This is a genomic window from Streptomyces sp. NPDC046215, assembly GCF_040646215.1.
Classification (GTDB): domain Bacteria; phylum Actinomycetota; class Actinomycetes; order Streptomycetales; family Streptomycetaceae; genus Streptomyces; species Streptomyces stramineus.
The window spans coordinates 87,734-100,790 of the sequence record NZ_JBEYZW010000011.1; the positions used below are offsets into that span (position 1 = coordinate 87,734).

Sequence of the window (13,057 nt, forward strand, 5' to 3'; positions counted from 1 at the left end):
CCGAACCTCCAAGCGAACATTTGGAAAGTGTGTTGGGGGCAACCCCTCACGAGTTCGAATCTCGTATCCTCCGCACAGTGCCTCACCGGGCACTAACGAAGGCCCCGACCGGGAAACCGGCCGGGGCCTTCGTGTGGTGCGGCCTCAGTTCCGGCCGCAGCCGGCCTCAGGAAGCCGAGCGGCGCCGACATCGGGAAGCGCGCCCCGGCTCCACCAGCTCCCCCCGAGGGCGGAGCACCCCCGGGCGAGCTGCGCCGCTACGCGGTCAGGGCTTGGGCAGGGTGTTGACGTAGTGGGTGCCGGCGCCGTGGAAGCCGTCCGCGGCCTTCTGGACCTCCGCCAGGGGTACGGCCCGGCCGGCCTGGCCGTAGACCCAGTCGACTCGCATGTCCCAGGTGCGCGGGCCCTTGAAAGGAAGATCGACGAGCCACGTGCTGAAGTGGATCCCCATGCGCTCACGCGGGAAGCCCTTGCCGCGGCTGCTGAACAGCTCCCGGCCGTCCATCGAGTAGGTGACCTTGCCGTCCAGAGCGGTGATCATCAAGGTGTGCCAGCCCTGGAAGCGCTGCTTCGTGGCGCGGGTGACCTGGTCACCCTGCTTGTTGCCACCCCAGCTCGTGGTGTCGAGCCGGGGGCCGGGCGCGCCCCACCCTCCGTTCGGCATGTACTCGTAGTCGAGTTCGCTGTACTTCGACGACGCATGATTGGGCGAGATCGCGAAGAAGGACTCGTTGATGTGGTCGCCGCCGCGGCCCGAGGTGGGCTTGTCGCTGAAGTAGATGCGGGCGGCCAGGGTCCCCGTGAAGAATCCGGCCTTGGTGTTCTGCAGCTCGGACTGCCGGGTGCCTTGCTTGGTCCCGTCGGTGGTGACCCGCAGCTGCAGCGCCTGGCCCTCCTGGGCCTTGGCGTCGGCCGGGAAGCTGATGCCCGCCGCCGACCAGGTGTTGCGGATGCCCGGGCCGCCCTCGCCGGTGCGCGCCTGCCAGCCGTTGGCGGCGAGCGCGGGGTCGTCGGCGCCGGTGTAGTGGAAGCTGTCGAACAGCACGCCGGCCGGGGCGGCGGCCGCCGGTCCCGCCGAGGGCGCCTTGGCACCGCCCGGTTCCTCGCCCCAGGCCAGCGCACCCTTCAGGTACGCGGTCACCAGCTTGGATTCCGTGAAGTGGCCGGCCTCGGCGTCGAAAGAGCGGTCGTTCTTCTGGTTCAGCGCTTTGTGGTCGAGGCGGTAGAGCTGAAGTCCGATCGCCTCGGTGGATTTACCGGGTGCGAGGCTTCCGGCCCCGGCCGTGAAACCGACCTCGAGGTAATGGCTCGCGGTGGGCGCCGGATCGTCCAGCGCCCCGGTCCGCTGCGTGACGTTGGAGCAGCCGACGTACGTCTGGACGCAATTGGAGCCGTACGCGGAAGTGTCGTCCGCGGTGAAGTAGTACCGGAGAACCACATCGCTCAGGGCGATGGGCTTCTTGGAGGTGTTGACGATTTCCAGCCATGGTTTGGCCGCGGTGGCCGCGGCCGCGGCGTCGTTCCGGTAGCGGACCTTGAGCTCCGCCGCCGAGCCGGAATCCGAGGAGCTCGAGGAGCCCCACGGGGGGTAGAGCGCGGTGCCGACGCCGGCGAGCACGGCTGCGACCAGGAGCAACGGCATGAGCCACCCGCGACGACGAGGGTTGCGGCGGGGATGACTCACGAATGCTCCTGGCTGGGACATTAGGGCGGTGTGATGCGCACACTTCACATCAGGTCTGCACCGTCATCGTAACCACGCTTCATCGGAAACCGGGCAGTCCTGACGGAATCACCAATTCCGGTAATTTACCTTCACTTTGCCGATAAAATCTTCGCCGGGGGCCTCGCGGCCTACGGGAAAGCCGACCGGACCGTCACCGAACGTGCTCTTGGTCACTACTCGGCGCATTCAATGCCGAGCAAATGTCCGCTTTGCCGGTTTTAACCGCAGAGAGGCGCTCCGCGCCTCGACCTCACGGCTCCCAAGTGGCGGCGGTCACAGTGAAACGGATGAGACGGCCATCATCCGCTGGGGTACCTTCTCGATACATCTTCACACAATCCATACAAAGTGTGATTCCCGTTAGCTTGACCTTTGGTGGGGGAAAAGGCCGTGTCCAGCACTGTTGCGCGCAGGGGCCGTCGTGCGCGCCGTCGTGGTCGCAGACGCACACACGACGTAGCACCGCACGTGTCGCGCAGCCGGCACCGGAGAGGCCGCAGGTCCCTCGCCGAGTTCGACGGTGCCGCCCTCTACGACACCGTCATCCTCGTTCCGGCCCGGAACGAGGAAGTCGGCGTGCTCACGTCGCTCGACTCCCTGGCCCGCCAGAGCCGGCGCCCCGATCTCATCGTCGTGGTGGTCAACAACTCGACCGACCGGACCGAGGAGTTCGCGCGGCAGTTCGCGGACGACGAGAGCACGCCGCAGACCGTCGTCCTGAACTTCGAGGACAACCCGCACAAGAAGGCCGGTGCACTCAACTACGGCCTGAACTGGCTCAGGGAAGCGGTCGGCGGACGGCTGACCAACACGGTGCGGCACGTCCTCGTCATGGACGCCGACACCGAGCTGCACCCGAAGTTCATCGAGCGTGCCCGCAATGTCATCGCGTCCGACCCGGAGCTCGGCGGAGTCAGCGCCGCCTGTCTCGGCCGCACCGACCTATGGCGCAATCCCTGGCAGCGGTACCTCCTCGGCATGCAGATCATCGAATACGGCCGGGCCGCCAATTCCCGCTACCGCCGTGACGTCCACACCATGTCGGGGGCCGGTTCCTTCTACCGGAGCGAGGCCCTGCAGAGTCTGCTCGACTGGCGCGGTCAGGTCTTCTGGGAAGACCACCGGAATCTGGTCGAGGACTACGAGACCACGCTGGCGCTCAAGGAATCCGGCTGGAAGGTGACCGCCAACCAGCTCTGCATCGCCTACACCGACCTCATGCCCACGCTGCGCGAACTGATCCAGCAGCGTGAACGGTGGAGTCGGGGCACCGTGGACACGCTGCGCGGCCGGGGCTGGACGAAGTTCACCTGGCACTCCATCACCACCATGATTCTGGGGCTCATCGGCGCCGCCTACATTCTCGGGTGGGGCTCGACGCAGCTCGTAGTGGCAGCGAAACACGGCTTCGCGCAACAGCCCCTGTTCTGGCTGCTCTTCAGCTTCTGGATCGTCTATCCGGCACTACGCGTCCGGAATCTCGGCTGGAAGGCGATGCTCGTCGAGGGCCTGCTGATCCCGGAGCTCGTCTACACCGTGGTGCGGACCTATTGGCTGGTGTCGTCCATCGTGAAGTCGTACGTGACGCGCGTGTCCGCGTGGAAGTGAACCGACGCATGGCAGTGAATCGAGGAGTGCAATGAATTCCCTCAAGGGCCTGGGGGTCTTCGCGGTGATCGCGGTCATCGCCTTCACCGTGACCCGGATAGCGGTCACGGACATCAGCCGGCTGCTGCTCGGCATCAGCATCGCAGCCGTCGTCCTCTCACTGGCCTCTTACCTGGCGTCCATCAGGCGGCGCAGGAGGGACCGGCAGCTTGCCGGTGAGTGACAGGGCTCTGTCACCGGCTCCTCCGAGCCGGCCCCGCACACGCGCCGACTCCCTCCGTTCCGCTCCACGCACAGCGCCTCACCGGGCACCAGGAAGGCCCCGACCGGGAAACCGGCCGGGGTCTTCGTGTTTCCGGGCCCTGCCTCAGCTTTCCGGGCCCTGCGTCAGCCGACGCTCACGCCTCCGCCTCCGCGCCCGCCACCGCGAAGTCGCCGAGAGACGCCTCCAGCAGGTCGAAGGCGTGGGTCGCCTCCGGCGCCACCTCCACCGCGATCTCGTCGTTCGTGCGACCTGCCAGCGTGAGTTCCTGGATGCGCTCGAACAGCAGGCGCTCGGCCGCCGTCAGAAGGGCCGCCGCCGCCCTCGGGGCGATGGTCGGGGACGGTGCCGCCTCCGCCAGGGCCCCGGCGAGGGCTTCCTCGCGCTGGTCGTGCAGGTCGCGCAGCCGGGCCGTGAGCGTGGGACTTTCGGCGATCATGCGGGCGAAAGCCGGGCCCGCGAAGCCGGCGACGGGGTCGCGGGCTTCCAGGGCGGCGTCGAACTCCCGCCGCAGCGCGGCGAGCGCCGACTCGCCCTCGGCCCGGCCGGCGACGGCGCGCGCCAGGCTCGCGGTGAACTGCTCGTGGTGGTCGAGGGCCAGGTCCTCCTTGCGCGGGAAGTAGTTGGTGACCGTCTTCTTGGCGACCCGGGCCGCGGCGGCGATCTCGGCGATGGTCGTCTGCTCGAAGCCCTGCTCGATGAAGAGCCGGGTGGCGTGGTCGGAGATCAGCTGCCTGGTCTCCCGTTTCTTGGACTCGCGGAGCCCCGGTGTCTCGATACCCATGAGAAGAAGTTACACCCGTAGCAAAATTACCCTTGACCACCTCGGTACGTCGTGCGTAAAGTTACGTCCGTCGCAAGATTTCCCACCAGAAGGAGACGCGTTGCGAAAGCTCGACACCGCCCAGCTCGGCACCACCAAGTTCGCCACCGCCCAGCTCGGCACCGCCAAGTACGCCACCGGCCGGGGCACCGGCCCCGTGCCCGTCGCCCAGCGTCTGATTCGCGATCTGCCCCGCGCCGGCCGCGCGGCAGCCGTCCGCACGCGGTACCAGGCGCCCCGCCGTACCTACTGACCCGCGCACGCAAGCCCCGCCCGTCCCGCCGCACACCCCGCCGAGGAGCCCCGTGAACGTCTCCGTCTCCACCCTTTCGCTGACCGTCGCCGATGTGGACGCCTCCCGCAACTTCTTCACCACCCACCTCGGCTACCGGGTGGCCATAGCCGCCGACGGCTTCGCCTCCCTGACCCGTGACGACGCCGCCGTCGACGTCGTCCTGCTCCGCCGGGGCACCGAGGTCCTCCCGGCCGACCAGCGGGACCAGCACGCGTCCGGCCTGATCCTCGCGCTCACCGTCACCGATCTCGCGGCGCAGGAGGAGCGGCTGCGCCGCGAGGGCGCGCCCGTCACCATGCCCCTGCGCGAGGAGCCGTGGGGCGAGAGGCTGTTCCAGGTCACCGACCCCAACGGGATAGTCGTCCAGCTCGTCGAGTGGGGCACTCCCGCCGGGGCGGAGGAGGCACCGGCAGGCGCGTAAAAGCGCCGGCCCGGCCACGGCATCAGCCGTGACCGAGCCCGGGCGGTCGGCACCGGCACCGCTCAGGGGCGGCGGCGCGCCCCCTGCTGGAGGTAGGCCGCGATGTCGGCCATGTCGTTCATGGTGGCGAAGATGCCCTGGGTGTCGGTGCCCTGTGTCGACGCCCCGTTCGCCCCGACGAAGAACACGTCGTAGTGCCCCTTGCTCGTCTCCAGGTAGCCGGCAAGGTTCTGCGCTCCGATGGACAGGCGGTCGTTGAGCAGGTCACCGCCGGCGAAGGTGCCGGGCTTGGCGAAGACCTTGCCGCGTGCCGGGCAGTTCCGGCAGGAGTGCGCGATGCTGCCGTCGACGCCCAGGATCGGCAGCGCCTCCCGGAACCGCCGTGCCTCGGCGCTGTGGTGCCAGTACGTCAGGATCTGCGCCAGGGCGCGGGGCGTCGCGCGGTCATCGGGGTCCCCGCCCCGGCCGTCGGCGAGCTGGACGGCCTTGCGGTCCACGTGCGCGCGGTCGAGGAACGCCGCGAGCACGGGGAAGCCGTCCGCGCAGTCCGTGCTCTTCGCCCGGACGGCCATGAGGCAGATCCCGAGGTTCGCCCCGAGGTTGTGGCTCACCTTGAGGACGAGCTTGGCGTACTGCTCGAACGGCGGGGAGGTGTAGCGGGCGACCGTCGGCGCGCCCCGGTAGGTGTGGGGCAGCCTGCCGGCCGGGTTGGGGCCGGCCGCCTTGGCCCGGACGTCGACGCCGGCCCGCTCCAGTGCCTCGATCAGGGCGGTGCGGCCGAACGCGTTCGGGTCCTTGACGGGCGATACCCGCAGGGCCGGGGCGGCGCCGGCGGCGATGGTGCCGGACAGCCGGATGCGGGTGCCGTCGGCGGAGGTCGTCACCTTGATGCCGGAGGGCCGGCCCGCCGCGACGGTCCGGACGGACGACGTCACGCGGTAGGGCGCGACTTTCGGGCGCCAGGAGAGCCGGGCCGGGGCGCCGGCGCGGGGACCGGGGGTGGTCAGCAGGTCGATGACGTTGTCGTTGACGATCATCGGGGTGGGGGCCGGGTCGAGGCCGGGGTCGGTGCGGAACAGCCGGGCGTCGACGACCACGTCCCCGTCGATCTTCCGGAGCCCCGAGGCGCGCACCTGCCGGGCCAGGCGGTCGATGCCGGCCAGGGGGTTCTGCGGGGTGAGGGTCGCGCCGGGGACATCGTTGGCGTAGGTGTGGTCGAGGTCGGTGTAGGCGACGGTGCCGTTGGCGCGCGTCCTGCCGCCGAGGGTGAGGTCGCCCTGGGCGATCAGGTCCAGGTCGCCCTTCAGGGTTGCGCCCCGGCGCTTTCCGACGGCGCGCACCGGGGTCACGAAGCGGTGTCCGCTGCCGAGGGTGTCCCAGGTGCCGCTGACACTGAAGAGTTTCGCGGTGGAGCCGGGAATGAAGTATTCGTCGGCGTTCTGCGCGTGCGTCACCTGCCCCGTATCCAGGCTCTGCTGGAACAGGCCCCAGCGGGCGTGCCGGTATTCGGGCTTCTGCATGACCGTGGAGATGCGCGGGTCGAGATCGCCGTGCCGGCCTGCGGGGGCCGCCTCGGCGAAACCGGACGCGGTGACGCCGACCGCCAGCAGCAGGCTCAGGGCTCCCAGGAGAGGGCTTCGGGTCCGGGCTCTGGTCCGGCTCCGGGTGACGGCTGATGACATACGGACTCCACCGATGAGTTTTTCCTCTTTGCCCGATATAGGCGTTTTGATGGTAGGGGTGTCGCCCAGGGGAACGGCGCGGCGCGGCGGCCGCGTCCCCCGGACGCCTCAACCGCGCGGCCGCGCCCGGCGTCCATACCCTCGCGGGGTACCGGTCCGCGCGGCACGCTCCGGCGGAACGATCCTCCGGGCGGGGGCACGGCGATACAGTGCTAAGAATGATCCGATAGGGATAAGAGGGGGCCGTTATGGGGCTGTTCGGGAATGCGCACACCGTTAATCCGGTTTCGGCGCAGCAGGAGTACGCGCGGCTGCTGGGCCCCGGCGAGCAGGTGCAGGCCGCCTACACGCTGATCCGCGACACCATGCTCTTCACCGACCGGCGGCTGATCCTCGTCGACAAGCAGGGGATCACCGGCAAGAAGGTGGAGTACCACTCCATCCCGTACAAGGGCATCACGCACTTCGCGGTGGAGACCGCCGGGCACTTCGACCTCGACGCGGAGCTCAAGATCTGGATCTCCAGCAACCCCACGCCGATCCAGAAGACCTTCACCAAGGGCGTCGACATCTACGAGGTGCAGGCCATCCTGACGCAGTTCGTGGCGCGGTAGGCCCCGGCCGGGGATCCGGCCGGGGCTGTCGGGGCTGCTGTCGGGGCTGTTCGGCCGCGGTTACTTCTTGAGCGAGCAGGTGGCCTGTGCCGTCTTGCCGGGGTCGCTCTCCGAGCGGGCGGTGAGGGTGATCCTGCCGTGCCGGTCGGCGCCCTTCTTCGCGGTCACGGCCACGTCGACGGGCACCTTGGTGCCCGACGCGGCGGCGGTGAGCCGGCTCGGGAGCCAGGCGGACCAGCCGCGGCCCGCGGCCGTGGCCGAGAGCCGGTAGATGTCGGTGGCGGCGGCGCGCCCGGTGTTGGCGAGGTCGAAGGTGCACAGGGCGCGGCCGTCGCCGGGGTCGCCCTTGGCGGTGCCCCGGCCGAGGGCGAGGCCGCGGTCCTGCGGGCCCGCGCCGTCCAGGGACTTCACGCCGACGTCGTAGGAGAGGATGCCGGAGGCGTCTCGCCGGACGTCGAGGATGTAGAAGTGCAGCCGGTTGGCCCGGTCGACGTATTCGTAGGAGCTGCCGGAGTCGGCGCCCGCGTGGAAGAGGGCGTCGCTGAGCTGCCGGTAGTCGCCCATGGTGATCTTCTGCGGGGTGCCGTCGGGGCGCTTGAAGTCGACGAGGTCGATGTCCTCGGGGTGCGCGTCGATCACCCAGGCGAACGGGGCCCGGTCGGCGTTCTTGGTCTTGCTGAGCAGCACGCCGCTGTCGGGCGTGAAGGAGTCCATGCCCATGCGGTCGACGACCTCGACGGTGTAGTTGTCGTAGCCGCCGCCGTCGCACAGCGGGTCGGTCTCGCGGTCGCAGGGCGCGGACAGGTCGCGGCCCATGGTGATGTTGACGCCGGCGAGCCCCTTCTCGCCGGGCGGCGCGGAGCGGGCGGTGACGCGGGCGGTCACGAGGCCGGAGTTCTTGAGGTCGTCGCGGTCCAGGCGCAGGACGTTCTTCTCGTCGACGATGCCGAGTTTGAGCTTGTCGCGCAGGACGTGCTGGGCGCCCATCGAGCCGCCGGCCGCCGCGGGTATCTGCCAGCGGGTGTGCGGGCCGCCGGGGCCGTTGAAGGAACCGCGGGAGAGCATGCCCCAGATGCCGGTGTAGGAGCGGCTGAGGGGGGTGCCGTAGGGGTTGTTGTAGTTGTCGGCGATGCCCAGGATGTGGCTGAGTTCGTGGGCGAAGGTGGCCATGCCGGAGCTCTCGGCCTGCGTGGAGGAGCCGTTGGAGGCGTTGGGCCAGATGCGGGCGGCCGCCTGCCAGGACGTCCACGGCACGTAGCGGGTCTTCGCCGCGTTGCCGCCGCCGGGTACGGGGGACGGCGGTCCCCAGGCGGCCGGTACGTCCCCGGGGGCCGCGAACTTCATCTGGCCGAACTCCTGCCAGGCGGAGGACTCGTCCACTCCGGCGGTGAGGTAGAAGATGAAGTCGAACTCCCCCGGCTTCCCGGCGCCCTCGGCCGCGGTCCAGGCGCGTTTGCCGTCGGCGCGGATGTCCTTGCCGCAGGAGTCGCCGACCGGGCAGGCGCCGGGGTTCATGCCGGGTTCGATGCCGTACTGGTAGGACTTCCACGGCATCCGGTAGACGCCGAAGGCGGTCAGGTCGACGCCGACGCGGCCGCCGGAGTCCTCCATCCAGTACTCGTTGATGGTGTGACCGTGGTTGAGCGTGCCGGGCTTGTTGAGGAAGTCCTGGTAGAACTTCGGCACGCGCTCGCGGGGGATGCCGGAGGCGCTGGGCAGCGGGTTGCCGAAGACGCCGGTGCCGGGCGCTCTGCTGACCGAGAATTCCTCATCGGGGTAGTCCAGGAGCACCAGGGCGCCCTTGAACTTGCGCTGCGTGGGCTTGAGGCCGGGGTCGGCCCAGCGGGTGCCGGGCACCGAGCGGTATTCGGCCCAGGTCATGTCGTCGGGGTTGCGCCAGCGCTGCGGGTCGACCGGCTGGACGAGCGGCGGGCGCGGCCGGGGTTTGCCGTCGGGTATCGCCTGCGCGGGTCCGGCGGCGAGGGCGGCCAGGACGCCGAGCAGCAGGGCGACGACGGCCGGCGTGCGTAACCGGCCCGGCCGGCGGGCGCGTGTGCGGCGGAGGAACAAGACTCACCTCTTGTCTGAAGTCACCTGAAGACACCGGACGTCACCTGGCGCCGAGGGGCGAACTGCGCTGTCGTGTTCCGGTGTTCTGGTGTTCGAGTTCCCATCGCGGTCAAGGTAGGACGGCGGGAGGCATGGCGCCAGAGTGCCCGGGTGACGTTCGTGGGGCGCCGCTTCCGGGGGCCCACGGCAGAAGGCCCGTACCGCGGTGCGGTACGGGCCTTCGTGCGCGAAGCGTGGGTTACATGGGGGTCGGCATGCCGAGCAGGGCCGACGCCGTCTCCAGCGGGGTGGGCGCGGTGGGGCTCACGGGGACCTCGGCGACGGGGGTCCGGCAGGTGAAGCCCAGGCGGGTCAGGGCCCGGGTCACCTCGGCGGCGGTGAAGTCGCGGCGGTCCTGCCGGGTGATGACCTCGCCCACCTGCTTGACGGGGTAAGTGCGGCGGCCGATGGTCACGGAGGCGTCCGTGACGGGTTCGGGCTTGATGCCCTTCATCGAGTGCTCGACCTCGCTCTTGACCAGGTCGAAGGGGAAGCGGGCGATGACGCAGCGCATAGTGCCTCAACAGGGTGGGAGGAAACGGGGGAACAGCGGGGGGACGGGAGCGGGCGGGTGCCCCGGGTCTCAGGCGGCGCGGCCCGTGCCCCGGGCGGCGGACGAGCCCGAGCCCCGGACGGCGGGCGAGGAGCGGCGGGCCTGCGCGGGGCGGCTGCGCTGTCCCCGGGCGGAGGAGGGCCTGCGCTGGGGGCGCTCGGCCACCGGCGCGGTGACGATGACGGGCACGCCCGAGGGGGCCTGGGCGCCGGTGATGCGGCTCAGCTCGGCCTCGCCGGAGCGCACCTGGGTGATCTGCGGGGTGATGCCGGCGTCGGACATCAGGCGCGTCATCTCGCGGCGCTGGTTGGGCAGGACGAGGGTGACGACGACCCCGGACTCCCCGGCGCGGGCGGTCCGGCCGCCGCGGTGCAGGTAGTCCTTGTGGTCGCTGGGCGGGTCGACGTTGACGACGAGGTCGAGGTTGTCGACGTGGATGCCGCGGGCGGCGACGTTGGTGGCCACCAGGACGGTGACGTGCCCGGTCTTGAACTGGGCGAGCGTCCGGGTGCGCTGGGGCTGGGACTTGCCGCCGTGCAGCGCCGCCGCGCGGACCCCGCTGTGCAGCAGGTGCTTGGTGAGCTGGTCCACGGCGTGCTTGGTGTCCAGGAACATGATCACGCGGCCCTCGCGGGCGGCGATCTCCGTCGTCGTGGCGTACTTGTCGGCGCCGTGGACGTGCAGGAGGTGGTGTTCCATCGTGGTGACCGCGCCCGCCGAGGGGTCGACGGAGTGGACCACCGGGTCGTGCAGGTAGCGGCGGACGAGGAGGTCGACGTTGCGGTCGAGGGTCGCGGAGAACAGCATCCGCTGGCCCTCGGGGCGCACCTGGTCGAGCAGCTCGGTGACCTGCGGCATGAAGCCCATGTCGGCCATCTGGTCGGCCTCGTCCAGGACGGTGATCCCGACGCGGTCCAGGCGGCAGTCGCGGCGCTCGATGAGGTCCTTGAGCCGGCCCGGAGTCGCGACGACGACCTCGGCGCCGGTGCGCAGGGCACCGGCCTGGCGGCCGATCGACATGCCGCCGACCACGGTCGCCATCCGGAGCCGCAGCGCCCGGGCGTAGGGGGTGAGGGCGTCGGTGACCTGCTGCGCCAGCTCCCGGGTGGGGACGAGCACCAGGGCGAGCGGCTGCCGGGGCTCGGCGCGCTGTCCCGCGGTGCGGGCGAGCAGCGCCAGGCCGAAGGCGAGGGTCTTGCCGGAGCCGGTGCGGCCGCGGCCGAGGACGTCCCGGCCGGCCAGCGAGTTCGGCAGGGTCGCCGCCTGGATGGGGAACGGCTCGTTCATGCCGAGGCCGCTGAGGGCCGTCAGCACCTCGGCGGGCAGGTCCAGCTCGCCGAAGGTCGCGGCGGGGGGCAGCGCGGGGGTGAGGGTGACGGGCAGCGCGAACTCTCCCTGCCGGGCGGCGGGGCGGCGCCCGCCGCCGCCGGAGCGGCCCGGGCCGCCGGGGCGGCCCTGGGCCTGGGCGCGGTAGCCGCGGCCGGCGTAGGCCCCCTCGCCGCCGCCCTTGCGGGCGCGGGAGGAGCGGTCGTTCGTGCGAGTGGTGCGGTTCATGCAGAACCTTCCTCGATGCGGCACGTATCGAGGAATTCCCGGCGGCGGTGGCCGCACAGAGGATCGCAAGAACGAGCCGGAGAAAAACAGAAAACGAAAAACCCGGGCCGGCCGGCGGGAATTCAGCCGCGGCCGGTACATCGCATACGTAGAAATGGCGCGGGCGGAGCTGTCTCCGGCCGGGGCCATGGGCGGGGCGTACAGGGCGCCCGCCATGCGGTGCGGGAATAGGGGGAATACGGGGATCTGCCGCGCGCCGTACGCGGGGACCGAACGGTCCTGCGGCGCGCCGGGCGGATCCTGAAAAGCAACGAGCTGGGGCCCGCACCCAAGGTGCGGGCCCCAGCTACGCCGAACGCTTCAGCGTCAGGCGGGAACGATGTTCTCCGCCTGCGGGCCCTTCTGGCCCTGCGTGACGTCGAAGTTCACCTTCTGGCCTTCCTGAAGCTCACGGAAGCCCTGGGTGGCGATGTTGGAGTAGTGGGCGAAGACGTCGGGGCCGCCACCCTCCTGCTCGATGAAGCCGAAACCCTTTTCGGCGTTGAACCACTTCACGGTGCCAGTAGCCATGTCATATCTCCTTCGGGGCAGTGCCCGAGCACCGCACTGTGCGGTACTCGCGTCGCCGTGATGATTGCCCCGGTCGGTAAAAGCACCGGAAATACAAAAGCGCACTCATCCGACCCGGGGGCCGAGCGAGAGCACTTGAAGTCCTTGGGAAACCACAACTGCAACTGAGATTCAGCCTAGCACGGAAGGTCCGGCCGGGCAGGGCGACTAATGTCACCTCTCCCGTCGGGCCATAAATTCTCACCGCACATTGGGCTGATTTCTGCGCCTGCGGCAATAGATATTCGATTGCGGGGCGGCGGGCACCGGTGGTCAGGCGCCGGCGTCCTCGTCGGCGGCACTCCGGAGCTCTTCGTTGATCCGCAGCGCCTCCTCCAGCTGGTCCTCCAGGACCACGATGCGGCAGGCGGCGTCGATCGGGGTGCCGCCGTCGACGAGCTCCCGGGCCCGGGCGGCGATGCGCAGCTGATAGCGGGAGTAGCGGCGATGGCCGCCCTCGGAGCGCAGGGGCGTGATCAGCCCCGCCTCGCCGATCGTCCTGAGGAAGCCGGGCGTGGCTCCGATCATCTCCGCGGCACGGCCCATCGTGTAGGCCGGGAAGTCGTCGTCATCGAGCCTGTCGGTGGCGTGCGGCTGGGTTTCCGGGGGCATCTGCACCTCTCGCTGATGCGAGAAATTCTAGCCACCGGGCAGCGGGCATGTCTACCGCAGCCGCAGTAGGTTTTCCCTGTTGAGCGGAGGACATTATTTCCGTGGCCGCGGAATTCCATTCCCCGCCGCGCTGCGGTTTCTCCGCACGTCGGCCGCCGGTCCTCCCGCCCTCATCGGTACGTCGGCCGC

At 70.2% G+C, this 13,057-nt stretch carries 13 protein-coding genes; 5 read left to right on the forward strand and 8 right to left on the reverse strand.

What is annotated here, in order from left to right; genetic code table 11:
• Positions 1-265 precede the first annotated feature (265 nt).
• Complete coding sequence (locus tag ABZ951_RS07550) at positions 266-1,684, reverse strand: cellulose binding domain-containing protein (protein ID WP_344095657.1); 1,419 nt, start codon at positions 1,682-1,684, stop codon at positions 266-268.
• A gap of 510 nt (positions 1,685-2,194) precedes the next feature.
• Here ABZ951_RS07550 and ABZ951_RS07555 point away from each other — a divergent pair.
• Both ABZ951_RS07555 and ABZ951_RS07560 read left to right on the forward strand, forming a co-directional pair.
• The gene (locus ABZ951_RS07555; RefSeq protein ID WP_344095658.1) at positions 2,195-3,334 is read left to right on the forward strand and encodes a glycosyltransferase family 2 protein; all 1,140 of its coding nucleotides are present in this window, start codon (positions 2,195-2,197) and stop codon (positions 3,332-3,334) included.
• 31 nt (positions 3,335-3,365) lie between these two features.
• Entirely contained in the window at positions 3,366-3,557 is a 192-nt protein-coding gene (locus tag ABZ951_RS07560; protein ID WP_344095660.1) for a hypothetical protein, read from the forward strand.
• Between the two features lie 175 nt (positions 3,558-3,732).
• On the opposite strand, the gene ABZ951_RS07565 is transcribed toward ABZ951_RS07560, so the two are convergent.
• Entirely contained in the window at positions 3,733-4,380 is a 648-nt protein-coding gene (locus ABZ951_RS07565; RefSeq protein WP_344095662.1) for a TetR family transcriptional regulator, read from the reverse strand.
• A gap of 100 nt (positions 4,381-4,480) precedes the next feature.
• Here ABZ951_RS07565 and ABZ951_RS07570 point away from each other — a divergent pair, with 100 nt between their 5' ends.
• Positions 4,481-4,672: a hypothetical protein gene (locus ABZ951_RS07570; RefSeq protein WP_344095664.1), complete on the forward strand. Its 192-nt coding sequence runs from the start codon at positions 4,481-4,483 to the stop codon at positions 4,670-4,672.
• A 52-nt stretch (positions 4,673-4,724) separates the two neighbouring features.
• Positions 4,725-5,135, forward strand: a complete 411-nt coding sequence (locus ABZ951_RS07575) for a VOC family protein (protein WP_344095666.1) — start codon at positions 4,725-4,727, stop codon at positions 5,133-5,135.
• Between the two features lie 62 nt (positions 5,136-5,197).
• Here ABZ951_RS07575 and dacB read toward each other — a convergent pair whose 3' ends face one another.
• Complete coding sequence (gene dacB / locus ABZ951_RS07580; protein ID WP_344095668.1) at positions 5,198-6,817, reverse strand: D-alanyl-D-alanine carboxypeptidase/D-alanyl-D-alanine-endopeptidase; 1,620 nt, start codon at positions 6,815-6,817, stop codon at positions 5,198-5,200.
• A gap of 248 nt (positions 6,818-7,065) precedes the next feature.
• On the opposite strand from dacB, the gene ABZ951_RS07585 reads away from it, so the two are divergent.
• Complete coding sequence (locus ABZ951_RS07585) at positions 7,066-7,431, forward strand: PH domain-containing protein (protein WP_344095670.1); 366 nt, start codon at positions 7,066-7,068, stop codon at positions 7,429-7,431.
• Between the two features lie 60 nt (positions 7,432-7,491).
• Here ABZ951_RS07585 and ABZ951_RS07590 read toward each other — a convergent pair whose 3' ends face one another.
• The 5 genes from ABZ951_RS07590 to ABZ951_RS07610 form a co-directional block, all read right to left on the reverse strand.
• A complete protein-coding gene (locus tag ABZ951_RS07590) occupies positions 7,492-9,501 on the reverse strand; it encodes a M6 family metalloprotease domain-containing protein (protein WP_344095672.1) in 2,010 nt (669 codons plus the stop codon).
• Positions 9,502-9,739: 238 nt separating this feature from the next.
• A complete protein-coding gene (locus tag ABZ951_RS07595; protein WP_344095674.1) occupies positions 9,740-10,054 on the reverse strand; it encodes an SCO5918 family protein in 315 nt (104 codons plus the stop codon).
• Positions 10,055-10,123: 69 nt separating this feature from the next.
• Positions 10,124-11,647, reverse strand: coding sequence for a DEAD/DEAH box helicase (locus ABZ951_RS07600; RefSeq protein ID WP_361279372.1), 1,524 nt, complete (start codon positions 11,645-11,647; stop codon positions 10,124-10,126).
• A 366-nt stretch (positions 11,648-12,013) separates the two neighbouring features.
• Positions 12,014-12,217 (reverse strand): cold-shock protein, encoded by a 204-nt coding sequence (locus ABZ951_RS07605; RefSeq protein ID WP_018536328.1) that lies wholly within the window; start codon positions 12,215-12,217, stop codon positions 12,014-12,016.
• Positions 12,218-12,529: 312 nt separating this feature from the next.
• The gene (locus ABZ951_RS07610) at positions 12,530-12,868 is read right to left on the reverse strand and encodes a MerR family transcriptional regulator (protein WP_344094821.1); all 339 of its coding nucleotides are present in this window, start codon (positions 12,866-12,868) and stop codon (positions 12,530-12,532) included.
• Positions 12,869-13,057 lie beyond the last annotated feature (189 nt).